The sequence below is a fragment of the Flexilinea flocculi genome, from assembly GCF_001192795.1.
GTDB lineage: Bacteria > Chloroflexota > Anaerolineae > Anaerolineales > Anaerolineaceae > Flexilinea > Flexilinea flocculi.
In genome coordinates this window covers 462342-486104 of record NZ_DF968181.1, presented here as the reverse complement: position 1 = coordinate 486104, position 23763 = coordinate 462342, and the positions used below count along the sequence as shown (strand labels likewise).

The window sequence follows — 23763 nt, the reverse complement described above, 5'->3', positions numbered from 1 at the left end:
TTTATTTCAAATTGCCGGGGAAGCTGTGATAATGTTCTAATTTTTGTTATAATAGAACATATGGGACTTCCGCGAAAAATTTTGCATGTTGATTTGGATGCTTTCTTTTGTGCCGTGGAGGAACAACTGAATCCGGCATTAAAAGGGAAAGCTTTTGCTGTAGGCGGCGAACCAGGCCATCGCAGCGTTGTCTCTTCCTGTTCCTATCCGGCACGAAAATTGGGGATTCATTCTGCCATGCCGATGACCCAGGCAATCCGTATCTGCCCCAGTCTGGTGATTGTTCACAGCGGATTTCACTTCTATCAGGAGAAATCAGAAGCAGTCATGGCTGTTCTGCGCAATTGGACTCCCCTCATGGAACAGGTTTCCGTTGATGAGGCATTTTTAGATGTATCTGACATTCCTGACGAAAGTCGGCTGATCGCGCTGGCGATTCAATCGGAGATCCATGCGAAAACATCGCTGCCCTGCTCCTTTGGCGCTGCTTCGAACAAACTGGTTGCCAAAGTTGCCAACACAGTGGGGAAAAAGCAGGCAAAAAAAGGAACGTATCCGAATTCCATCCATTGCATTGAAAATGGCAAAGAAGCTGAATTTCTGTCACCGTTGCCGGTTGGAGAATTGTGGGGAATCGGAGACAAAACGGAACAATTGCTGCAGAACCGCGGCATTTACCGCATTGGACAATTGGCTGCCTGGCCGGTGGATCAACTGAAAAAAATCTTTGGCAAAAATGCCGTTGAAATCCATGAACGAGCGAATGGAATAGATACCAGCCCGGTGAATCCGGATCCTGCTCCGGCAAAATCGGTCAGTCAGGAGACTACCTTTTTTCATGACATGACGGATGAGGCAGCGCTGCGAAAAAAGATTTTACAGCAATCCGAACAGGTCGGATTCCGGCTGCGCCAAATGAATCTGCGCGGAGATACGGTTCGCTTGAAGGTTCGATGGGAGAATTTTGTGACGATTTCGCGCCAGGTTAAGGTAGGGCAAAAAGTTTGTCAGGATTCAGTGATCAATGAACTGGCTCAAAAATTGTTTTCAGAGATCTGGACTCATGATCCGCGGCCGGTTCGTCTGATCGGTCTGGCAGTATCTGGAATCGAGGACGAAGCAGAACAATTATCTTTTTTTCAGCCTTCCTCTGAAAAAGAGGATCGGTTGCTGCAGGCAATCGATCAGATCCGGAATAAATACGGAAAAAAAAGCCTCAAACGCGGGATTGATCTGGAGAAGGAATCCTTGTAGGGCGAAGCATTCTCCTGCCACATGAGAAAAAGATTGCCACGTCGGGCTGACGCCCTTCTCGCAATGACAGATCGATCCATGTTTCGAATTGCTGAAATTACGCAGTAATTCGAAATATGAAAAGAATTCTTTGTTGTTCTTATGGTTTTGCGCTTCGCGCAAAACCATAAGAACAACATACTCTCTTTCTTTATTCGAAAAGTCAATCCAAATTTTGAATTGCAGAAATTACTCAGCGATTCGAATTATGAGAGGGATTATTTGTTGTTGTGTTGTTTTTGCGCAGAGCGCAAAAACAACACAACAACAAGTCTTCTCTTTTTTATCAAAAGGCTTTTCCAAATTTCGAATCGCTGAAATTTCTGCATAAAAATCGTTGGGAAAATCCTGTGCGTTATAATTGACAGTCCGGGAGATGCAAAATGATATCCAAAAAATTCGAATTAGTTGCACCGTATCATCCGATGGGTGACCAGCCGGAAGCTATTGCTGAACTGGTGGAAGGAGTTCAAAAAGGATTGCGCCATCAGGTTTTGTTAGGTGCAACCGGTACCGGGAAAACTTTCACCATGGCAAACATAATTCAACAACTCCAGATGCCTGCTGTGGTCATGGCACATAATAAAACGCTGGCTGCCCAGCTTTATGCCGAATTCAAAGAATTCTTTCCCAATAATGCTGTGGAGTATTTTGTCTCCTACTATGATTATTATCAACCTGAAGCATACGTTCCGAGACATGATCTCTACATCGAAAAAGAAACCGATACGAATGAAGAAATTGACCGTTTACGGCTGGCAGCAACTGCAGCATTATCCTCTCGTCCGGATGTGATCATTGTCGCTTCCGTTTCTTGCATTTACGGTCTCGGTGACCCGGAAACCTACAGTAAAACGGTCATTAACCTGACACGAGGAACGATCTTTCGCAGAAACGCTCTGCTGCGCAAGCTGATTGAAAGTCAATATCAGCGCAGTGAAATGGACTTTCATTCCGGAACCTTTCGTGTCCGAGGAGACACGCTGGAAATTTTCCCTGCCTATGAGGATCATGTTGCCTATCGGATATCTTTCTGGGATGATGAAATCGAGAAGATCACGGAAATCAATCCGTTGACCGGGGAATTGGTCTCGGTATTGGACGAAGTTGCAATTTTCCCGGCAAAACATTATATTGCGGAAGAAACCCGATTGAAACAGGCAATTCTGGATATCGAATCGGAATTAGAAGAGAGAATTCGGTTCTTTAAAGAGAACGAACGGTTTGTGGAAGCACAGCGGATTGATCAACGCACAAGATTCGACATTGAAATGATCAAAGAGACAGGATATTGTTCCGGAATCGAGAATTATTCCCGCCATATGGATCAACGTCCGGCAGGCAGCCACCCCTGGACATTGATGGATTATCTGCCCTCCAATTATCTCTTGTTTATCGATGAATCGCATATGACCATCCCGCAAATTAGAGGGATGTACCGCGGGGATCAGAGTCGAAAAAGCATTCTTTCCGAATATGGTTTTCGACTGCCGTCGGCTCTGGATAATCGTCCGCTGACCTTTGAAGAGTTTGAGAAAGTGATGGGGTATACCATCTTTACCAGCGCGACACCGGGACCTTATGAATTGGAACATTCGCAGCACACTGCGGAACAGATCATCCGCCCGACCGGTTTACTGGATCCGGAAGTGGAAGTCCGTCCGATACAAGGGCAGATAGACGATCTGATAGCAGAGATTCGCAAACGTGTTGCGGTAAACCAGCGTGTTCTCGTCACGACACTGACCAAACGAATGGCAGAAGATCTTTCGGAATATCTGAAGGATAATGAGATAAAAGTGCACTACCTGCACTCCGAAGTGGATACATTAGAAAGAATCGCTATTCTTCGGGATATGCGAACGGGTGTTTACGATGTAATTGTCGGTATCAACTTGCTGCGAGAAGGGCTCGATCTGCCGGAAGTCTCGCTGGTCGCCATTCTGGATGCAGATAAAGAGGGATTTTTACGTTCAGGTGTGTCACTGATTCAAACCATCGGACGCGCCGCAAGGAATGTCGATGGAAAAGTCATCATGTACGCTGATAAGATGACCGATTCGATGCGCTTTGCAATCGATGAAACAAATCGCAGACGGAAAAAACAGCAGGCGTATAATGAAAAACATCAGATTCAACCGATGAGTATCATCAAAGGAATCTATGATATTTCAGCCCGATTGACGATGTCCAGCGCAATCGCTGAGGACAAAGCCGATTATCAATCGGTACGAAAAAGCCTGCCGAAAAATGAATTGAAACATACGCTTGCGGAAATGGAAAGAGAAATGAAAGAAGCCGCCAAAAATCTCGAATTTGAGAAGGCGGCTCAGTTACGTGATCAGGTTTATGAATTGAGAGGATTGCTGGCGGATTTGTCCAATGCGACCCCCTGGAAGCGAGCAAAACTCCTGGCAGGTGAAATTGAGTTGGAATCAGAATAAACCGAGTTTTCAGAAATCCTGGGATTCCTCATCCGATTCATCATCCTCCCAATCCTCTTCCTCGTCGATCTGTTCGGATTCCTTTGACAAGTCTTCGATAATTCGAAAACGCGACCAATCCAGATCGTGGTCATTTTCATCATGCAGATGTATCTTAGGTGCGAAATCTTCTTCTTCCTCAGAATCCGTGTGAAGCGGCAGGTTTTCAATATGCTGACGGATTAATTGTAAGTAGTCTTCCTCACTTAATTCATCATTTTCCTCAGAATCGGTTTCAATATCTTTGGGTTCCATAAAAGCTTTAAATTCTGGATCTTCGGATTTTTTTTGAATAAAATCATTCAGATCAAGATTGTCTTTAGCCTCATCAAAGAGGTCTGCCATGTCAGTTTCATCCGCAAACACTTCTTCCAGCTCTTCGATGATTTCGCGAACATGCGGGCCGCCGATCAAAGATATTGCTAAGATTGCCGCATCTAACACATCGTTATCAAGTTCGTCAAAATTTGTCAGTAAGTTCAGAATCGGTTTGATCGTTTTACGGGATTGAATTAATCCTGCAGCTTTTATCGCTTCCGCTTGGATATCCGGATCAGGATGGTCAATTAAATCAACGATTCTGTCAGCCCATTTTCTATTAAGGGAATGCTGCACTGCTCTTAAACCTGCAATGACATTCTCCTCTTTTGTGCTTAACAGGGCAGATTTGATCAGATCGGCTACCAGCGGATGATCCATATAAGCTAAAGATTCCATCGCATGCAGGCGGATTTTCTCATCCGGATCCTGATTCAAGGCTTCCAATTCAGCGAGAATATTTTTGCCCTCTTTTCCAGAAATACTCTTCGTCTCTATATCGATGATAAACTGACCCAGAATCTCAATTGCAGATTGTCGGACATCCGTGTCCGGATCATTACGTGCGAGGTCGAGCACCTTCTTTACAAATGACGATCTGCGGCATTCGACCATCAATCCCAATGAATATCGGCGCACAATCGCATCTGTATCATTCAGTCCAAATTCGCCCATCACGGAAAAATCAACCAACATATCCTCATTGTATAAAAGATACAATCCTTCATAGAGAGAATTTTTTGTTTCATTGGATACCCCAGGCCAGATTGCTTTCAGATTGTTCAGATGATCATCACTTAAATCTGAAAAACTGTAGAGGTCTTCCTTTTGAAGCGCTTGAATACCGTTTGGAAGCGCTGCAATAATTTCAGCAACCGGTCTTTCTTTTTTCTTGTTTCGCTGGTTCGTCTTCATTCAGTTTTATCCGTTCGACAACATAAAAATATCTTTAAACATAATCACAGCCATCAGGATCAGCAAACAGATCATCCCGATTGAATTGAAATAGTATTCGAATTTTTCCGGCAGTTTTTTCCGAAAAATCAGCTCCGGGATAAGAAATAGGATCCTTCCTCCGTCCAAAGCAGGAATCGGGAACAAATTGGTTACACCCAGCGCAATGGAAATAATCGCAAAAAAGCTCAAGCGGTTCAACCATGGCGACGCAGCTTCGCTGGCTGTCCGGCGCTGCGATGTCGTTCCTTCTTCCATCCGTTCTGCCTTTCGTTGTTCTTGTTCTACCTCTATTTGTTCATCCATCTTGGCAGCATCCTGGTAAAACGAGAACATTCCCACTGGACCAACAATCGATTCAATGCCCATCTGAACTTTCCCCGTTATCAATTGACCAATACCAGTAATGTACTGACGAATCATCGTCATTGTTTCCGAGGCGGCAATGATAATCCCTTCGCCGATTGTGTAGTCCTCCATCGGATAGGTGATCACAATTCCCATTGGCCCGCGATCCTCTGCATGGCTGCTGTCAGGGGTTAATGAAAGCTCCATCAATACCCCGTTTCGGTTTACTTCGATCGTAATCTCTTTATCCAGATTTCGATCCACATAATCCGTCACAACCGAAAATGCGTCCACCTTCTGGCCACCGATTTTCGTTATTTGATCGCCAATTCTCAAACCGGCGCTTTCAGCCGGAGATGATGGCTCTACACGGTCAATCAAGACAGTGGTTTGATCAGGATATCCAATCTGCAGAAAACAAACAATGTAAATCACAAATGCTGTCAGCAGATTCATCAACGGTCCGGAAACAAAAATTAACAATTGCTGCCAGGGTTTTGCTGATTTAAATCCTCCGCTGGATGCATCATTCTCAAATTCACCTTTCGGTTTTACAAATGCGCCGAATGGTAGCCAATTTAAAGAAAATAAGGTTCCTCCCCAAGTAAAGAGTTTGATCATTCGAGGAGGTAAACCAATCCCAAATTCTTCGATTTCTACTTTAAAAAGTTTCCCCGCCAAAAAATGTCCGAGTTCGTGCAGAAAAACCATCACACCAAAAGCTAAAATAAATTGCGCAATAATAAGTATCAATTCATCCTTCCTAATCTCAGTCACCGAAACCAATGATCCGTCATTCTCCATTCAGAAAACAAACGGCTTTTTCTCTATGATTTCGAAATACTGTCCTGTTCGATCGTCTGTTATAAAAAGCTCTTTCGATAGTAATTAACAGTCTATATCCTGTTTTATTTTACACTGAAATAATAAGAGAAAAATCAGAATCGGGCGATTCGCAGCAATTCACAATATGGATAGATTTTTTGAATAAAAAGGGAAAAAATAGTTATTGGAATATTTTTACACACTGTGTAAAATTTTCTTAATAACTAATAACCTCCCCATATTTCGAATTGCTGATTACTGTCCAATCCGGTATAGACTATAATAAAACGCAATATCAAGAGATGTTGAGGAATAGCTATGCTGGATTCATTTACAATAGAAGGCGGAATTCCGCTTCGTGGAGAAGTCACACCTTCAGGCAACAAAAATGCGGCGCTGCCGCTGATGTGCGCGCCGTTGTTAACCGATGAACCGGTTATCCTGCATAACATGCCGGAAATCCGGGATATCATCGCTATGCGAAAACTGATTGAAAGCCTGGGTGTTACATTTGAAGAACTAACCCCTCACACGTGGAAAATTCATGCCAAAGAAGTCCGTCCGTCAGATTTAGACCCGGATTTATGCCGAAATGTGCGTGCGTCCATCCTCCTGGCAGGGCCGATGTGCAATCGCTGCGGAGGATTACTCCTGCCGCCCCCCGGCGGTGATGTCATCGGACGGCGCCGTGTGGATACACATATTCTCGCACTGCTGAAGCTCGGAGCCAATGCGTATTACGATCGGCAATATCACTTTGAAGTTACAGGCCGTTTGAAGGGCACGGAGATTTTAATGGATGAAGCCAGCGTGACCGCAACCGAAAATGCGATTATGGCTTGTGTCCTTGCGGAAGGAACATCCATCCTGCGTAACGCGGCTTCGGAACCGCATGTGCAGGAACTTTGTCATCTGCTCAATCTGATGGGCGCAAAAATCACCAATATTGGTTCTAACGTATTGACGATTGAAGGTGTTGATAAACTGCATGGGGCTGAATTCACCATTGGACCAGACTATCTGGAAGTAGGTAGTTTTATCGGAGCAGCTGTTGTCACACACGGAGAAATTCTGATCCGCAATGCGGGAATTCAATACCTGGACATGGTAAAACTGGTTTTTAATCGTTTGGGAATCAACTGGAATGTCATCGGCAGCGATATTCTGGTACCGGAAAATCAGCGTCTGGTAATCGATCCGGATATTGGAGGCGCCATTCCAGAGATCAGCGTCATGCCCTGGCCTGCATTCCCTTCGGATTTAATGAGTATTGCCATCGTGATTGCCACACAAGCTCAAGGCAGCGTTCTGTTCCATGACTGGATGTACCCAAGCCGCATGTACTTTACTGACAAACTGGTCGGTATGGGCGCACAAATTGTCCTCTGTGATCCGCACCGCTGCATCGTTCAAGGACCGACACGCCTCTTTCCCGAAAAACTCGAATCACCGGATATCCGGGCTGGTATGGCGCTGCTGTTAGCAACACTGGCTGCTCCGGGGCAATCGATCATCCGTAATATCCGCCAGATCGAACGCGGTTATGAACGGGTTGACGAAAAGCTCCGCGCTCTCGGCGCCCGAATTGAACGATCTGCATGATCTGTAATTCGAAATTTTGAATAACCTTTCAAGAAAGAAAAAAAATATTGCGGAATTGTTTTTGCGTAAAGCTCAAAAACAATTCCGCAATAAGTCATTCTTCCCGGATTTTGAATCACTGAGTAAGGCAAAAATATTAAATATCTTTCATAATAATCAGTCGAAAATGGATCCGTATCAGCAGCACCCATGATATGGGCAGCAAAAACACTTTCCCGCACGAGGCGCCCGATTGTTTTTCCGAATCAGCTCAATTTGCCCATACCCTCGCTGAATCCGTGATAACCCCATGGTCCAATCCTTCGAATTCAGATGCACACATTCCCGCTGAAATGCTGGTTTTCGGATCCGTTCGAGATGATTCACCCAGCGGTAATGATCATAATAAAACTCACAATCCACATTCCCGTATTCCCGGCGAATATATTCGACATAAATCATCATCTGTAGTTCATCCTGTGGAACAAAATTTCTTCCGGTTTTATGATCAACCAGAATGAACTTACTTCCTTGTCGGACAATCAAGTCAATTACCCCGACAATCGGAGGCAATGCGGAATCAATTATCATGGAGAAAGCTTTTTCTACAGCTACGACTTCGCAATCCTGCCAGCAATTTTCAAGATGCATATGGAATGCATTTCGAAGCTGCAGTTGATGATCGCCATCATAAGAATCGGCAATCATCTGCAGTGCTGCTGTTTTTGAACCATTTTTTGGATCGGCTCCCGCTCTATAGAAAGAGGCAAGACATTGGTGAAACAACCTGCCTTTCGTGAAATACTCCGGTACCGGTTCCAGCGGTTGCATGCGGATGTATTGAAGCCAGTATCGATGCTGACAAAACTCAACTGTGGAAATCTGGCTGTAACTTAAGTGTGGAATTGCTTCCTCGCGAAGCACGTCTGCAAATCGATCGCTGTCGTTTCCCAGTCCGTCAATCACTGCCTGAATTTTTTGTTGAATTTCTTCCGAATTCCTGCATCGTGTCATAAAGAATCGCTTTCGGTAACTCCAGTTTCATTTCCGGGATCGCGCCCCAAATATGACAATTCTACTATTGTTATCTGGATTTTCGGATTCAACAAGGAATTGGTAATTCGAATAATAGGAAAAAATAATTATTGTTGTGTTGATGTGATATTTTTACGTTTTGCGTAAAAATAACTCATCAATAAGATTCTCTTTTTTTAAAGGGTTTTACAAATTTCGAATTGCTGTTGATCAACGATTCAAAAAAAATTCGGCTATAATCTTCAGAAACAATTCAATAACAGTAATTCGAAATATCGGCGTGCTATTCGAATCAACCGGGAAAAATTTGAAGTCATGATGTCTTTACGCGAAACACAAAGACATCATGACTTCAAAGGATCTGCCCATATATCGAATTGTAAATACAATAAGAAAAAAAGAGGAACGGCAAATGCTGTATCGAAATGGCTATTCAATACTCGGATTCGGTTGTATGCGGCTCCCAATGGATTATGCCGCCTGTGAAAAATTGATTCTTCGCGGAATTGAAGGAGGAATTAATTATTTTGACACAGCGTATATCTACTTCGGGAAAGAAGCCGTACTGGGAAAAATATTGGCCAATAACCGCTGCAGAGATCGGGTGATGATCGCGACAAAGCTGCCGTCTTATCTGATTCGCAATCATGACAATGTTGTCAATATATTTGATACGGAACTGAAAAGGCTGCAGACTGATTATGTAGATAATTATCTCATGCACATGCTCCCGGATCTGAAAGTCTGGAATCATCTGAGAGAATTGGGCATTGAAGAATGGCTTGCCGAGAAAAAAGCATCCGGGCAGATTCGAAAAGTCGGTTTTTCTTTTCACGGAAGCACCAACGCATTTCTGGAGCTGTTATCCGCTTATCCCTGGGATTTCTGCCAGATTCAGTACAATTACATGGATGAAAACAGCCAAGCCGGACGCGCCGGTTTACTCGCAGCTTATCAAAAGAATATTCCAGTTGTTATCATGGAACCGTTGCGAGGCGGGACGCTGACCAATGGGCTGCCTGTCGAGGCAAAAAATATTTTTGGAAAGACAGGAGAATCTCCTGCAAGTTGGGGATTGCGCTGGCTTTGGGCTCAAAAAGAAGTGACTTGCGTCCTGTCCGGTATGAACGCGATGTCCATGGTGGATGAGAACATAGCTACGGCGTCTGAACAACGCGAGTTCACCCATCATGATCAAGAGATTATCGATCAGGTTAAGGTTGCCATTAATGAAAAAATCAAAGTGATGTGCACCGGATGTTCTTATTGCATGCCCTGCCCGCATGGAGTGGATATTCCAGGATCTTTTCGCTGTTACAATGCAAGCTATTCGGACAGTTATTTTCGTGGTTTGAAAGATTATCTGCTTTCGACGACGTTTAAAATCAAAAGAAGCAATGCTTCGCTTTGCGTTCAATGTGGGCGATGTGAGAAAAAATGTCCGCAGCAAATTCCAATCCGCGCAGAATTGCTGAATGTAAAAAAACGTTTTGAAAATCCAGCCTACAAAGGAGCGGCAGCTGTAATTCGCTTGCTTCTTCGAGAAAAACGCTCACAGAAACAAGAAGAATAGCATCGCTGTTCCGATCAAAAATTTTTCTTTTTAGGAATTATCATAATCAACATGAATTCAATTCGTTGGTAATTTTAATAGCCAAAGGCCAATAATTGAAATATTGACTTGTGGTTTGAATCAACCGGGAAAAACTTGTTATTGTGATGTTTTTGTATTACGCGCAAAAACATCACAATAACAATGAATTTTCTCCATATGATGAATTGCTGACCAAGGGCAATATCGCTCCCTGTTTCGAAAACTCCTCAGTCAGGCATCCCTCAGAATTTTTGCATAGATACAGGAATCAAGCAGTTTGCCATTCTTGAAAACACGCTTCTGGAGAATTCCTTCCAGTGAAAAACCGGCTTTTTCCAGAACTTTCCGTGAAGCCAGATTGGATGCGAATGGTTCTGCCGAAATGCGGACAATATCCAGTGAAGAAAATGCCAGACTGCAAATCTGCTTCACGGCTTCCGTCATGATACCTTGTCCCCAAAATTCTTCACCCAACCAATAACCAAGCTCCGCACTTTTTCGATAGACATCCGATTTCTGAAATACGCCAATACTTCCTGCTGCCCTGTTATTGATCACAATCGCACGGGTTACCTGATGATCAGCTTCTTTTTGAATACAAGCGGCAACATAAAACCTGGCGTTTTCTAAAGTATATGGATAAGGGAAACCATCCCGTAAAAAAGCTGCAATCTTTTGATTATTCGCAAAATGAGCGACATCTTCAATAAATTTTTCATCCCAATATTCAAGAGAAAAAACAGGATTTTTTAAGAGCAGATTTTGATAGGCGCGATCCTTCCAACTCCACCATTTCAATTTTTCCGGATCGTGGGATTTTTCAACCGCAAAATAAACTGCGCACCGAAACACATACAACACGCATGGATCGAGTCTATATCCTTTTTCCTCACAGATTTTTTGATATAGTATTTCCGGATCCTGCCGCCTCAAATCATCCAAACTGTGAATACCCAGAAGTTCAAAATCCTCTACCGTTTTTCTCCCAACTCCAGGAATCGATAATAGTTCATTCATAAGTTCTCATTTCTTCACTGATTGTATCGAATTCTATTCGTTAATACGCAGTTTTGTCGCTTTTTGATCAGAAAAGAGAAAGCTGATCTTCCCAATATCCCTTTTTATACGCATGGATAATATCCGCCATTTCATAGAGTATTCCTCGCTGCTGACATGCTTCCTGAAAGATGCGCCTTAACTTTTTCGCGTTCGGAGACTGACAATAGTAACTATTTCCAAAAGTTTTGATGGTTTTTTCCTTTACCTCAGGAAATAATTCACCGATTTTGTTGAGATACCATTCCCGTTGGTTTTGGCGAAGTGTGACACCGAACGCCGGATAAATAAATCGGGCTCCATAATCTCCCGCCATCACAACGATTTGACGAATATTTTCTTCTGAGTCTTCAAGAAAAGGCAGTATAGGCATTAACAAAATACCAGTGAAAATGCCGGAATTTGATAACATCTGAATTGCGCGAAATCGTTCCGATGAAACGGAAGCATGCGGCTCGATTTTTCGGCACAATTCATCATCGGACGTCGTGATCGTTAATTGTATTAATACGGGAGAATGCCTGGAGATTTTTGATAACAAATCAATATCTCGTAAGATCAGGTCGCTTTTCGTTGCAGCGCTGAAACCAAAGTGAAAACGATCAATCAACGCCATCGCGCTGCGTGTGAGCTGCAAAGTTTTCTCAAAAGGATTATAGGGATCGCTCATTGCTCCGGTTGCCACAATCCCTTTTTTTCTTTTCGACCTGAGTTCACGCTCCAGAATCACTATTGCATTTTCTTTAATCCTGACTTCATCATAATTATCGATACCGTAACAATCGCTGCGGCTGTCGCAATATATACACCCATGGCAACAACCGCGATAGAGATTCATATTGTAGTTTGTCCCGAACCAATCTTCTTTTTCGGAATATGCAGAGAGAATTGTCTTTACCGGTACGGATTTCATTTTCGAACTACCGGAGCTCTTCCACAGATTTCTCTGAATCCAACGTTGTTTGCATATCTGGACGGCCTGCTTCGATCAACTTTGGATTCCGCAGCATCATGATTCCTTGTTGGAACATGAACAATCCAGTGATGATCAGCATCCATTCAATTCGGAACATATCTGCGAGCGGTCCATAAATTAGCATAGCAAACGGCATGACAAAGCTTGAAATCATGCTGAGTACACTAAATACGCGACCTAAAAAGTTTTCAGGGACTCTCTCCTGAAGCATCACAATAAACGGTGTATTGAACATGGGAATCACTAAACCGATGATTCCCATCAGTATGGAATAAACCCAAAAGTTGAATATTACACCAAGCAAAAAACCGCATACTGCCACGACCAGATAGGATAAAACAATGGTATGCAATCTGTTGCGGAATCCACCCCAGGCAGCGATCAGAATACCACCCGCGACTATTCCAAGAGAATATGCGACTTCAATCGTAGTCAGACGCCACACATCATTTCCGTACGTCCGAGCAACTTGCAAGGGAGTCAAAAAAGCCAATGGCGAGACCAGGACAAAATAAATCGCACAGTAAATAAATAATATCCGAATAAATGCATGGTCATGAATATATTGGATACCATCGCGCATATCCTGAAAATAATTGATTTTTTCCCGAACCGAGGCAATGATGCGTTTCGATGTCTTTAGTGACAGCATGATGATCACAGCGATAGCAGCTGTGACGACATCAATAAAAAAAACCAGAACGATGGAGGAGAAGCTGAGCAGTGTTCCGCTTAGGATCGGAGAAATCAGCATTACCAATGACTGCAAACTGCTGCTGATGCCATTCACTCGGGTTAAATGTTCCTCAGGAACCAGTTCCGGGATAAAAGCGCTCACCGCTGGAGATTGAATACCGCCGCCAAACGAGCGAAGAATGGATGCTACAAAGAGCAACCAGATACCATCAATGCCCGTCAAAAAAAGAATTGCAAGAATTAACGTCGACACAGCAATCAACGCATCAGACAGAATGATTAAAAGTTTTCGATCAAACCGGTCAGCCCAGACTCCTGCAAAGGGGGAAATCAACAAAGTGGGCAGGAATCCGCATAAGATTGAGATGGTCATCATCACACCGGATTGGGTTTCCAGCGTGATATACCAGGTTATGGCATATTGCACCAGCATGGATCCAAACAGAGAAAAGGTCTGGCTGGACAAGAATAAAATTGTGTTTTTCTTCCAACTGGCTTGCTGTATCATCATCACTCCCTGTCATATATACAGAGAATTTTATAATATTTTTCAGATTTCGAAAGAAGAACTGAAATCAGCTATTCAATATGTCGATTGACTTTTCAAATAAAAAACAACAAAAATATTCTTTTCCCATTTCAAATTACTGATCTGAAATGCTTTTTCAGCAATTCAAAATCCTAACATAGCTTTCGAATCAATTGAGAAAACTTATTGAGGAATTTCTTGTTTTGTTTTTTTGTCTATGATATGCCGTTTTGACAATTCATTCCGAATTTCTTCCGGCAAAATATTCATTTCACTCAACAATACAAGCAGATGATACGCCAGATCCGCACTCTCGTAAATCGTTTCCTGCCGATTGTTCTTCATCGCGCTGATAATGACTTCAGAACATTCTTCTCCAACTTTTTTCAGTATTTTTTCTCGACCTTTTTCAAAGAGATACGTTGTATAAGAACCTGCCGGCATCGTTTCTTTTCGTTTCTGAATCAAGTGGTACAAATCATCCAGAGAGAACTTTTCCGGAAGGATTCCCTCAAAGAATAAATGATGAAAACAACTTTCCAATCCTTCATGACAAGCTGGACCATCTTTGATTACCTGTATAACCAGAGAATCGAAATCGCAGTCCGTTAGAATGCGAACTATATGCTGTACATTCCCGCTGGATTCACCTTTCCGCCAAAGTGTTTTTCGAGAACGAGAATAAAAGCAAGTGCGTTGTTCCTCAATGCTGATGCGGAGGCTTTCCTCATTCATAAACGCTAATGTCAGCACTTCACCACTAAAATAGTCCTGGACAATAGCAGGAATTAATCCTTGATCATCGAATACAAGCTGATGCAGCAGTTCCATTATCGATCCTCATTTCAATACCTCTATCCCGCAAAAATACTTTTAATAATGGTATATCGACCTCTCTGCGATGAAAAATTGATGCTGCCAGACCAGCATCCACACCCGGAATTTTTTGAAAGAGCTGTGCAAAATGTTCCATATTGCCCGCTCCACCACTAGCAATGACTGGAATATCTACTCGATTGCAAACTTTTGACAGAAGCTCCAGATCAAATCCATTTTTAACTCCATCTGTATCAATACTATTGACCACCAGCTCACCTGCCCCATGCTCAGCGCCATAGGCTGCCCAATCCAATGCATCCAATCCAGTATCTTCCCGTCCCCCTTTTTGGAAGACACGAAAATGGCCATCTACTCTTTTTACATCCATTGATAAAACAACACATTGACTGCCATATTTTCTTGCTGCAGACTCAATGAAATCCGGATTATATATAGCTCCGGTATTAATACTGACTTTGTCCGCTCCGAATTTCAAAACATGATCAAAATCTTCCAGTGTGCGAATATTTCCCCCAACCGTCAGAGGAATAAAAATTTCCTGAGCAGTACGGATCAGAACTTCATAAAATAAAGTGCGTTGCTCAAAGCTGGCAGTGATATCGTAAAACACCAGTTCATCCGCACCGTTTTCATTATAAAAGTGTGCAAGGGATACTGGATCATCAATGATCTGCAGGTTCGAAAAATTAATTCCTTTGACAACACATCCATCGCAAATATCCAGACAAGGAATGATTCGTTTTGAAATCATCGTACTACCTCTCCACTGCAGTGATTGCTATGGCATCCATTAATGAAAGTCGGTTCTCGTAAATCGCTTTTCCTATGATGGCGCCATGGATACCCATATCTCGCAAAGCAATAAGATCTTTTATCGAGCAAATTCCACCAGAGGCAATGATATTCACTTCAGGCAAGCGTTGCCGGAGATCCCGATAAGCATCAAGATTCGTTCCTTGCAATAAACCATCTTTAGAGATATCCGTATAAATAATCGTCTTCACGCCTGCATCCTGAAGTGCCAGACAAAAAGATACTGCCTTTACCTCGGTTGCTTTTGTCCATCCCTGGATAGCGACATAACCGTCTCTGGCATCAACGCCGATTGCGATGCTCGATCCAAAATTTCGGATCATTTCTTTTGTAAAACTTGGATTATTTATCGCGGCAGTTCCCAGAATAATTCTGTCTGCGCCCCATTCCAGATATTTAACAATCTGTTTTTCTTCACGGATTCCACCGCCGATTTCGACAAATAATCCATTAATACTACAAAAAGCATGTATTAAATCTGCACATATAGCAGCTCCTTCTTTTGCGCCATCCAAATCCACTACATGCAGATTCCGCGCACCATGTTTTTGGAAATTCAGTGCAGTTTCCAGAGGATTACTGCTATAGATTTGCTTCTGGTGATAATCACCTTGTTTCAATCGGACAACTTGTCCATAACTGAGATCAATTGCAGGGAAAATTTCCATTTTAAACTGACCTCTCTTCTTATATAGGAAAGCTGCAAAATGCTTGTAAGATTCTCAAACCGACTGTACCGCTTTTTTCCGGATGAAACTGAGTTCCAAAAAGGTTGTCTTTATGTACTACACCCGGAATGAATGTCCCGTAATCGGATCCTGCTGTCATGCTGTCAGCACAATCACGGACATAATAAGAATGTACATAATAGACATAATCCCCCTCTTGTGTGAATTGCAAAAATGGATCATCCTGTCGAATAAATTTCAGACGATTCCAGCCAATGTGAGGGACTTTGAAATGATCTGGTATCGATTCACGAAGCGGAACTACGCTTCCTGTCAGAAAACACAATCCTACATGTTCACCAAATTCAAAACTGCGCTCAAATAACATCTGCATACCAAGACAAATTCCAAGCAGGGGTTTACCCCTCACAACCTGATTCACTAACACACGAATCAAGTCTCGTTCAGAAAGATGCGTCATGGCATCTCCAAAAGCTCCAACTCCCGGTAAAATAATTCGATCAGCCTGATCGATTTCGTCCGGTTGGTCGGTAACTGTATGTAAAACGCCCAAATAATCTAAAGCACTGGAAAGTGAAAATAAATTCCCAACGCCATAATCGATGATTGCGAGCATGTATCGATCCCTTCTCCAATATCATTTTACGTGCTTGATTCGAAAGGTTGACTCCAATTTCGAATTACTGCTGCTCCACGCTATCTCAACGATAGATGTTTTTACCATCATGAAATTCATTTTTTCAGGTTTCTTAAAAACTTTTATTATCACTGGATGTAGTCAATCAGAATAGTACACCTTTGGTAGATGGAATTTCATTGGGAAAAACGCAATCGATCGATACAGCCTGTTTCATCGCCCTTGCCAGACCTTTAAAAATGGCTTCGATTAAGTGGTGTGAATTCGTCCCAGCCAACTGACGGACATGCAGTGTCAATCCCAAACTGCGACAGAAACCCATTAAAAATTCCTGAACCAGCTCTGTATCAAAATCGCCAACTTTTGATGCAGGGATCAAAACATGATAGCCAAGGAAAGCTCTGCCGCAGATATCTAACGCGATCATTATCAGCGTTTCATCCATCGGTAAAAGGAAATTTCCATATCGTGTAATCCCGCAGCAGTCTCCAAGTGCCTGAGAAAAAGCCTTTCCCAGACAAATTCCGATATCTTCTGTTATATGATGGAAATCCACATCAGAATCGCCCTGACAGTTCAGAATAAGATCAAATCCCCCATGCCGGCCAAAAAGTGTGAGCATATGATCCAGAAATCCGCTCCCAGTCGTAATCTCGGTTTTACCAATACCATCGACAACCAGCATTAGCGAAATATTCGTTTCAGTTGTTTTCCGTTCCAGTGTTGCCTTTCTCATCCTGCCTCCTTGAGCAATTGATCGGTTGCATCCAGAAGTATCTGCATTTGGTCGATCGTTCCAACAGTGATGCGAACATAATCCTTTATTCTGTTTTGCTGAAAATGACGAACCAGAATACCCTTTTCTTTTAAACCAAGATAATAAATTTCACCTGGTATAACTGGCTTTGCTAAGATGAAATTAGCCAAAGAGGGCAGAACTTGAAATTCACGTTTTTCTAATTCCGCAGTAATAAACGCACGAGCCTCGATAATTTTTTGAATACAGCCCTGGAAATATTCGTCATCCCGCAATGCTGCCGCGGCTGCTGCCAGAGAGAGTCGATTCAGATTATAAGGATTAAACGAATACTTCATCGTTCTCAGATCCGTAATCAATTCCATATCTGCCAATGCGAACCCGATTCGTGCTCCAGCAAGGTTTCGAGATTTTGACATCGTCTGAATAACCACCAAATTTTTAAACTTGCGGATCAGCATGCTAGCGCTCTCTGCGCCAAAATCAACATAAGCTTCATCGACAACCACCACATGATCCGGATTGGCTTTCAGAATTATTTCTATCTCTTGAAGAGATAATGTCAAACCTGTCGGAGCATTGGGATTCGCAATGAAAATTGTTCCACCTGCCGGACAATAATCAGCTGCATGAATATGAAAGTCCGCATCGAGCGGAAAAATATGTACTGGTACACAAAAAATTCGAGCAAAAACCGGATAAAAGCCATAAGAAATATCCGGGAAACAGGCAGGATGTTCAGCATCACAAAATGCTTGGAAACAAAATGAAAGCAACTCATCAGACCCATTCCCGAGCAGAACATTGTTTGGATCCAAATGAAAATGAGCTGCAACCGATTCGGATACAGCACGTGAATCCGGATCCGGATAAAGATTTAATCGGTGAATTTCCGCTCGACTGATGGATGCAATAACACCAGGAGCAGGCGGAAAAGGGCTTTCGTTGGTATTTAATTTAAGATAATTTCGATTATGCGGCTGTTCCCCGGGAACATATGGCTCCAGCCCCCAAAATCTATGGGATAAATATCTGCTCATTGTTGCATCATTTCTATGATGGATTCCGTCATATTATGGATTTCGGATTGGTTAAACTGGAAACTTTTCATGTTAGCGATCAGCCTTGCACTGCTGGTAGCGATGTGTTCACAAATCTTAAGATGATTTTCCCGCAGAGTCGATCCAGTCTCTACAATATCGACGATCACATCGGATAGTCCAAGGATTGGAGCCAGTTCAATCGATCCATTTAATCGGATAATTTCAATCTCCCGATTTTGGTCTTGATAATATTGTCTTGTAATGTTGGGATATTTTGTAGCCACCCGTAAAACAGATTCAAAATCATCCTGATAGTCATTCAGCGCAGAGACAGTAAGCTCACAACAACCGAATCCAAGATCCAACAGCTCATAAACTTTCGGTTTCGTTTCCATTAGTACATCTTTTCCAATGACACCGACATCAGCCACACCCCGTTCAACATATATTCCTACATCAAACGGCTTGATCAAGAAATACCGCACACCGCACGATGGATCTTCAAAAACGAGTTTTCGGCTGTCACTGCTCATAGAACTGCAGCGATATCCAATGGAAGAGAATAATTTATAGACCTGATCACCCAGACGTCCTTTTGGCATAGCAATATTGATCATATCTGAATCTCCACTCTCCGATTTCTTTCCATCTTGCAATACACAGTACCTATGATTTTTTGCGGTATGGTTTCTCCTACATAAACCCGCTTGCCATTGCAGATTAAGTCTTCAACCTCCTCGTAAAGCACACTGAGATCAGAGTTATCATCATAAAGAATGACCATATCGTAGCTGTTATTTTCTGGCTGTTTAAGAACACGTTCCATTTCATCAAAATAAATCGCAAAACCAATTGCCTGCAAATCAGGTTTATGCATTCGGATCAGCAGGTTATCATATTGCCCTCCGGAAAGTATCGCTTTCGGAACACTCATCACATACCCTCGGAATACAAGGCCGTTATAATACTTTTCATCAGTTGTCAAAGAAAAATCCATGCGCATCGACCTTGAAAGCTGATTTCGTTTTAAAACATCGTAAAGTGACTGCAAGTCTTCATACGCAATTTGCATTTTTTCATTCAAAATCAGACCGTTGATTTTTTGAAGCTCTGTTTCCATTGATCCGCCGATACCGGCGAGTACTTTTAATTGTTTTCCCAGTTGATCATCCAAATGATATTGACCAATCAGACGATTCAACTCGTGCAAATTCTTGCTTTCCAGGCAATCAAGCAGTGTTCTTTTCTCTGTCTGATCCACCGGGATGGCATCAAAAAAGCCGGATAAAAATCCCATGTGGGAAACACCCAGAACATAGTTCTCATCAATACAGGCAAGGCACTTGAGGGCGAGATTGATTACTTCAACTTGAGTATAAGCAGATACCTTTCCTATATATTCCAATCCAATTTGAAAAATTTCTTTAAACTCTCGAACTTCCCTTGACAAGCGATAGACACTTTCCATATAGTAAAGCTTTTCCGGACATTTTCCAGTCGCGCGAGTATTCTTCACAATGCTCATCGTCACATCAGGTTTTAATGCCATCAGCTTTCCGGAAAAATCAGTAAATGTCAGAATTGGACTATCCGCCAGAAAATCCTTATAATGCGTATAAAAATCGTATGCTTCAAACTTAGCCATCCGGAATTTTTGATACCCGTAATGTTCAAAAATCGAGCGAAACTGGTAAGCAATTTGTTCACTTTTACGGAGAGTCTCTAATATTTTTTCCAAGGTCAGCCAAATCCTCTTATGAGAAATATTCACTATGATACATTACTTTGCTAATTTAGTCAAGTAAAGTGATAAATCGTTATCATTCCAAATATGAAAAGAATTTATTTTTCGAATTACTGATAAATCGATTAAATTCTATTGATATCCACTTAGGGAACAGTGATTGACATTAACCAATACAGGATATTATTCCAATTTTTATTAAACAATAAAAGGATCCGCCAGCCGTCATCTTGATAAAAATGAATGAACGGATCCTTTTGTCAGATCATAAGATCAATATTCCATAAACAGTGTCTACCAGGCTACATCCACCATGACATCCATACTGCAGACAATCATGTTGTTTTCAACAACTCCAAACGTCATAGTATATCTCCCTGGTGAGGAAGGAACAATTGCATCCACAGTCAGTGAAAACGAACTGCCCGGATAGATATCATAGGGAAGATCGTATCGAGTCGTTTCTTTCCGTTTGAGCATATTCGTCCCGCGAATAAAAGCTATATCAAAACTGTCAGTGGTCCAAGCCTCTCCGGAATCGTTGCGAACAGCCCAAGTGAAATCAGTCTCCTGATTTGGAAAAAATTTCGCTGGATATGAAGGAACGCTGTATAAAAGTGAACAGTTGCCAGAAACCTGCGGCACTGCTGTCGGAGTGTTAGTCGGTTTCCACGGGTTATAAGGAGGATTCCACGGATTATATGGCGGAGTCCAAGGATTGACATAGGGTTGCTCCTCATCCGGGGTCATCCACCAGGAGGTTCCATTGCTTTCCGGAGCGTAACCGAAAACGCCGTTATCAGTCCTGACTCTCCAAACCAGCCAACCCCAACTGCAAAATGGACCGTCAATAATCTGCATGCCGCTGCCGACCGGAGCGCGATAAATGATATTATCACTTGGATGCAGATCCGGATCACTTCGGACGCTGATCGATCCGCGATCTGATACAGTGATATGATCACCTACTTTCAGGTACGAGCAAGCACAATCTTTTATAGGACAGTATTTCGGTGAAGGCGTTTCAATCGATACTGGTCCGCTCGTAATATTCGAACAATTGACAGGATCAGTTAAAAGCATCCAGCGCTGATATTTGCTGCCTTCCGCAGCATATCCGACTGTACCATGTTCTGTTTTAACCTGCCAAAAGCGATATCCGGAAGTACAAACAGGACCTCCGACAATGACCATCCTGCTGCCTTCCTCGGCATTCTCGATGATGTTTTCATTTGAGGAAATGTCAGGAGAATTACGCACACGTAATTTTCCATTCTCATAGGATTTGTAAACACAATCGCCAATCTTCAAATATGAATCCATACAATTCTCTTGCGTGATCTGGTTCTTTGGCAAATTTGAAGCCGAAACCTGATCATAGGAAGCAAATATTATGATATTGAAAATCAATAAAATTACTCCAAATATTTTCTTCATGATTCCCTCTTTTCGTTTGTCTGGATGAGAAATTAATGCTGCTTTACATTCTATCGAATGAAGTCGTCATTTTGTTTTTTTTTGTAAAAGAACCAGAAATAAACCCTCTTCAACATTAAGAACATTGTGATCCACTGACTCTTTTATGCCTTTTTCCAATTGAATAAAAAATGAAAAAAATCCTTCTTTGTTTTATTCTATAACATTAACGAACATCAAAGAACAAAAGCTCCAAACAGTAATTCGAAATATGGAAAAGAATATTTGTTGTTTTTTTTATTGCGCATAAAAGATTATCAAAACATCAAATATGCTTCTTTTTCTTAAGAGGATTTTCTAAATTTCAAAAGACCGGCAAATCGAGAGACTGCCTGATGAAAAACAAGAGATCTGAAACCAAATTCAGTTTCAGATCTCTTTTCGGAAAAAACGTCTGAAGAGGTTAGCACCATCAAATTGCCAGGAAACTATCAACCATTTCACGCAATGCAGCATAAGAAAGCGAACCTGAATGTCGTTTCAGAATTTCTCCATTTTTAATAAAAAGTAATGTGGGGATAGTCTGCACATTATAAGAGACTGCACGTTCCGAATTTTCATCGGTATTCACTTTAGCAACGACCAATTTTCCTGCGTAATCCTTTGCTATGTCATCCAGCAATGGTCCAACCATCTTACAGGGTCCACACCAGGGTGCCCAAAAATCAACAATCACCGGCAGGGTTGATTGAAGTACTGCTTTTTCATAGGTTTCATCAGATACATGCATCGGTTCGGTAATCATGTTTGTTCTCTCCTTTTTTTCCAAACGGAATCCTGATATTTTCCTTTTTTACATAAATTTTACCGTGTATTTTCCGATATACTCAGAAATCAGCGATAGCAATTCCTACGAAAATAGAATTCAATCTCATCATAATCACCTGCTATGCTAACCATTTTTTGTAATACTTAAAAAGAAAGAGCTCCTCAAGGGGAGCTCATAAACTGCGGGATGATCGTATATCAGTAATTGACACACTTGCAGGCTCCGGCATAAAAATGGCCGGTATTTCGATAAGTATCCGTCGCAACATCATAACAGGGACACAGAATATGCTCTTCTTCATAATTAACAAATTGCGCTGCGGTATGAAATGTCTGAATCGCCTCATTTGCCATCTGAGATGCCTTATCGCCGGTTCCGCACGTTTGATCGGTTTGGATCTGATGATAGATATCCCAAAGACTAAAAGTATAAGGTAATTTCACCTGTGTCAAAATCGTATTAGCCTCAGAGATCAAATCAGCCAGTTGGATCAATTCCTTGTCAGATTCTGTCATGTTTCCCTGACAAATGGAATCATTAATTTCATTCGTTTTACTATAAATAGCTTCCAGTAAAACCGATAAATCGTTCATCGATACAGCAAATTCCTGATCGGACAACGGGGCAACTGTCGTGGGTAAAGCCGTCGGTTCCGGAGTCAGCGTCAATAAAAGGTCTGACATACTAATGGAAGGATTCCTGGGATTTTTTGATTCTGCCATCACAGCACCTGCAACCCCAAGGAAGACATAAACGATGATCATCATGAATAGAATGATGTATTTCTTTTTCATTTTTTTGTTCCTTTTTTCCCAAAATTATTACACAATCCTCACAAAAAATAACTTTTCGAATCAATCGAGAAAACCTATGGTTGTTTTGTCTTTGCGTCTCGCGCAAAGACAACACAACCATAATTAAAACTCTCCAAATTTCGAATCGCTGGATTGCGCATGGAAATCTCGCATTCCTATCATTTTTCAAATTAATCTTAACTGCTTTTTTTTGTGTTAAGAATTCTTTAATGCCAGTAATTCAGAATATGGATTATTCTTCCGAATTAAAAGAGAATATTTGTTATTCTTATGGTTTTACGCAAAGCTCAAAGCCATAAGAATAACAAATACTTTTTCCATATTTCAAATTACTGATTACATGCAGCGACTCGAATTTTTAGCTTGGGGTTGTTCCTAAAGGAAATATTTGTTAAGGATGGCATAAAACTACGAGTAAAATTGGATAAAAAAGGATCTTTCTGATACAATTAGTGCACGGAAAAAAGCAAAAAGAACCAAAAAACCTTGCAT

Annotated in this window: 21 protein-coding genes; 4 read left to right on the top strand and 17 right to left on the bottom strand. The window is 41.9% G+C overall.

Translation table 11 applies throughout. The features are described 5' to 3' along the window. The first annotated feature begins 60 nt into the window (after window positions 1–60). Together dinB and uvrB are read left to right on the top strand one after the other, a co-directional pair. Window positions 61–1254: a DNA polymerase IV gene (dinB, locus tag ATC1_RS07005; protein ID WP_062279673.1), complete on the top strand. Its 1194-nt coding sequence runs from the start codon at window positions 61–63 to the stop codon at window positions 1252–1254. A gap of 422 nt (window positions 1255–1676) precedes the next feature. Beyond that, window positions 1677–3737: an excinuclease ABC subunit UvrB gene (gene uvrB, locus ATC1_RS07000; RefSeq protein ID WP_062279671.1), complete on the top strand. Its 2061-nt coding sequence runs from the start codon at window positions 1677–1679 to the stop codon at window positions 3735–3737. 9 nt (window positions 3738–3746) lie between these two features. Here the strand turns inward: uvrB and ATC1_RS06995 are convergent, their stop codons facing one another. Further along, the gene (locus ATC1_RS06995) at window positions 3747–5009 is read right to left on the bottom strand and encodes a HEAT repeat domain-containing protein (protein WP_062279669.1); all 1263 of its coding nucleotides are present in this window, start codon (window positions 5007–5009) and stop codon (window positions 3747–3749) included. A gap of 6 nt (window positions 5010–5015) precedes the next feature. Beyond that, a complete protein-coding gene (locus ATC1_RS06990; protein ID WP_172667731.1) occupies window positions 5016–6149 on the bottom strand; it encodes a M50 family metallopeptidase in 1134 nt (377 codons plus the stop codon). 393 nt (window positions 6150–6542) lie between these two features. On the opposite strand from ATC1_RS06990, the gene murA reads away from it, so the two are divergent. Continuing rightward, a complete protein-coding gene (gene murA, locus ATC1_RS06985) occupies window positions 6543–7823 on the top strand; it encodes a UDP-N-acetylglucosamine 1-carboxyvinyltransferase (protein ID WP_152024335.1) in 1281 nt (426 codons plus the stop codon). 177 nt (window positions 7824–8000) lie between these two features. Here the strand turns inward: murA and ATC1_RS06980 are convergent, their stop codons facing one another. Further along, a complete protein-coding gene (locus ATC1_RS06980) occupies window positions 8001–8816 on the bottom strand; it encodes a RecB family exonuclease (RefSeq protein ID WP_062279663.1) in 816 nt (271 codons plus the stop codon). A 433-nt stretch (window positions 8817–9249) separates the two neighbouring features. On the opposite strand from ATC1_RS06980, the gene ATC1_RS06975 reads away from it, so the two are divergent. Next, complete coding sequence (locus tag ATC1_RS06975; RefSeq protein ID WP_062283995.1) at window positions 9250–10410, top strand: aldo/keto reductase; 1161 nt, start codon at window positions 9250–9252, stop codon at window positions 10408–10410. 252 nt (window positions 10411–10662) lie between these two features. On the opposite strand, the gene ATC1_RS14600 is transcribed toward ATC1_RS06975, so the two are convergent. The 14 genes from ATC1_RS14600 to ATC1_RS06905 form a co-directional block, all read right to left on the bottom strand. Next, window positions 10663–11448, bottom strand: coding sequence for a GNAT family N-acetyltransferase (locus ATC1_RS14600; RefSeq protein ID WP_082174699.1), 786 nt, complete (start codon window positions 11446–11448; stop codon window positions 10663–10665). Between the two features lie 67 nt (window positions 11449–11515). Further along, window positions 11516–12400, bottom strand: a complete 885-nt coding sequence (locus ATC1_RS06965) for an SPL family radical SAM protein (RefSeq protein WP_062279661.1) — start codon at window positions 12398–12400, stop codon at window positions 11516–11518. Between the two features lie 7 nt (window positions 12401–12407). Further along, window positions 12408–13670, bottom strand: a complete 1263-nt coding sequence (locus ATC1_RS06960; protein WP_062279659.1) for an MFS transporter — start codon at window positions 13668–13670, stop codon at window positions 12408–12410. A 201-nt stretch (window positions 13671–13871) separates the two neighbouring features. Beyond that, window positions 13872–14519, bottom strand: coding sequence for a bifunctional phosphoribosyl-AMP cyclohydrolase/phosphoribosyl-ATP diphosphatase HisIE (gene hisIE, locus ATC1_RS06955; RefSeq protein ID WP_062279657.1), 648 nt, complete (start codon window positions 14517–14519; stop codon window positions 13872–13874). Further along, window positions 14488–15279: an imidazole glycerol phosphate synthase subunit HisF gene (gene hisF, locus ATC1_RS06950; RefSeq protein WP_062279655.1), complete on the bottom strand. Its 792-nt coding sequence runs from the start codon at window positions 15277–15279 to the stop codon at window positions 14488–14490. The genes hisIE and hisF overlap by 32 nt, the downstream gene beginning before the upstream one ends. 4 nt (window positions 15280–15283) lie before the next feature. Then, window positions 15284–16009, bottom strand: a complete 726-nt coding sequence (gene hisA, locus ATC1_RS06945; protein WP_062279653.1) for a 1-(5-phosphoribosyl)-5-[(5-phosphoribosylamino)methylideneamino]imidazole-4-carboxamide isomerase — start codon at window positions 16007–16009, stop codon at window positions 15284–15286. Between the two features lie 19 nt (window positions 16010–16028). Then, a complete protein-coding gene (gene hisH, locus ATC1_RS06940; protein ID WP_062279651.1) occupies window positions 16029–16646 on the bottom strand; it encodes an imidazole glycerol phosphate synthase subunit HisH in 618 nt (205 codons plus the stop codon). A gap of 166 nt (window positions 16647–16812) precedes the next feature. Then, window positions 16813–17403, bottom strand: coding sequence for an imidazoleglycerol-phosphate dehydratase HisB (hisB, locus tag ATC1_RS06935; protein ID WP_062279649.1), 591 nt, complete (start codon window positions 17401–17403; stop codon window positions 16813–16815). After that, on the bottom strand, window positions 17400–18464 hold the full coding sequence (gene hisC, locus ATC1_RS06930; RefSeq protein ID WP_062279647.1) for a histidinol-phosphate transaminase: 1065 nt from the start codon (window positions 18462–18464) through the stop codon (window positions 17400–17402). Before hisC ends, hisB begins: the two co-directional genes overlap by 4 nt. Beyond that, on the bottom strand, window positions 18461–19084 hold the full coding sequence (gene hisG / locus ATC1_RS06925; RefSeq protein WP_062279645.1) for an ATP phosphoribosyltransferase: 624 nt from the start codon (window positions 19082–19084) through the stop codon (window positions 18461–18463). The genes hisC and hisG overlap by 4 nt, the downstream gene beginning before the upstream one ends. Next, on the bottom strand, window positions 19081–20205 hold the full coding sequence (locus ATC1_RS06920; RefSeq protein WP_062279643.1) for an ATP phosphoribosyltransferase regulatory subunit: 1125 nt from the start codon (window positions 20203–20205) through the stop codon (window positions 19081–19083). Before ATC1_RS06920 ends, hisG begins: the two co-directional genes overlap by 4 nt. A 300-nt stretch (window positions 20206–20505) precedes the next feature. After that, window positions 20506–21648, bottom strand: coding sequence for an NBR1-Ig-like domain-containing protein (locus ATC1_RS06915; RefSeq protein ID WP_062279641.1), 1143 nt, complete (start codon window positions 21646–21648; stop codon window positions 20506–20508). Window positions 21649–22099: 451 nt separating this feature from the next. Further along, a complete protein-coding gene (trxA, locus tag ATC1_RS06910) occupies window positions 22100–22456 on the bottom strand; it encodes a thioredoxin (RefSeq protein WP_269079293.1) in 357 nt (118 codons plus the stop codon). Between the two features lie 197 nt (window positions 22457–22653). After that, window positions 22654–23250, bottom strand: coding sequence for a hypothetical protein (locus ATC1_RS06905; protein ID WP_062279637.1), 597 nt, complete (start codon window positions 23248–23250; stop codon window positions 22654–22656). Window positions 23251–23763 lie beyond the last annotated feature (513 nt).